The sequence below is a fragment of the Vibrio sp. D173a genome, from assembly GCF_030248475.1.
On sequence record NZ_JAHGAH010000751.1, the window covers coordinates 1 to 894 of the forward strand.

General features: G+C 44.9%; 1 pseudogene. It reads left to right on the forward strand.

Annotated features, from left to right (window positions below):
• Positions 1-197: 197 nt before the first annotated feature.
• A pseudogene (locus tag KIV40_RS28995) lies at positions 198-894 on the forward strand (helix-turn-helix domain-containing protein); the annotation flags it as partial.

The following is an 894-nucleotide window of genomic DNA, read 5'->3' on the forward strand; positions in this document are numbered from 1 at the left end:
CTATTTACTAGGTTGGCATTGAGCAGATGGCGCCTGAGAAAACCCTTATGCATAGCAGTGTGTAGTTTTCGATTTCAAAAGGTTTTTGATACGAGTTACGGGACAAATTCAACAAAGAGTGGGTTGTAAGATTGAGCGTAAACGATAATAAAAAATGGCTCTCGACAACCGACGATAATATTTAGAAGTTCAACTTTATGAACACAGAACAAGATACACAAACTCCACAAGCGGCAGCTCCTGTACTGGAAGCTGGTACGATCCTTAAAAATCGACGTGAGTCGTTAGGTTTAACCCAACAGCAAGTCTCCTCTCGCTTAAAGCTGCGCGTTAGCTTGATTCAGCAGATTGAAGACAACCAATTTGATTCAGACCAAGTTGCCACCTTTATGCGTGGTTACGTGCGTTCGTATGCCAAATACGTCAATTTAGATGAGAAAGTGGTTCTAGAGGCTTTAGATCACGCTGGTGAGTTCAGCAGCAAGAACAAGAGATGATGAGCTTCTCGCGCAAAACCAAAACGGAGAAGCATAACAGCCGTATTATGTTGCTAACTTGGAGCATCTTCGCGGTTATTGCTGGTATCTCTTCACTTTGGTGGTGGCAAAACCAGCAACAAGACACGCTTTCTCAATCGTTTGTAGCTGAAGAAACTGCAGAAGAAGTTGTGGTCGATGATCTCAGTGACGACCAACTCACTACCTCTCTCGATCTGATTGAAGCTGAAACACCAGTAGTTGAAGCGCCTCAAGTAGTAGACAGCGAAGTGATGGCAGACGCCAGTGTTGTAACAGAAACGATGGAAGCTGACGTTGCTCCCGAGGTCGAAGTAACTGCGGAACCTGTAGTGGCTGCTGTAGAGACAGAAGTCGCTGAACCAGAAGTCGTAATACC